Here is a 255-nt window from a genome sequence, read left to right as displayed (position 1 = left end):
GCATGAGTCGGCGCCTACCCTCTCATTTCAAGCAGTCAGCGGGCCGGTTTTTAAATATTTTCTAAACCGGTTGCGAAGTTCGATTTTCATGTTATGATTTCGAGTTCCGCAGCGAGATGCAGTAGGTCGCAAGGCTTTTAAGCATTGCGAGGCATCAAGCGAAGCAGGGCGGTTTTGAAAAGCAGTTCTTTTTAAAACACTTCGCCGCTTCACTTGACACGCTTTAAAAACTACTTCATAATCTCGTTTCTCTGC

Annotated in this window: 1 protein-coding gene; it reads right to left on the bottom strand. The window is 45.5% G+C overall.

From position 1 onward, the window contains the following. Window positions 1-27: 27 nt before the first annotated feature. On the bottom strand, window positions 28-255 hold a 228-nt coding region (locus tag VRY85_RS14925), incomplete at its 5' end, for a hypothetical protein (RefSeq protein WP_414599389.1).

Source organism: Achromobacter sp. F4_2707 (assembly GCF_047501535.1).
GTDB lineage: Bacteria > Pseudomonadota > Gammaproteobacteria > Burkholderiales > Burkholderiaceae_B > Yanghanlia.
The sequence above is the reverse complement of the archived record's forward strand: the minus strand, read 5'-3'. Positions and strand labels throughout refer to the sequence as shown.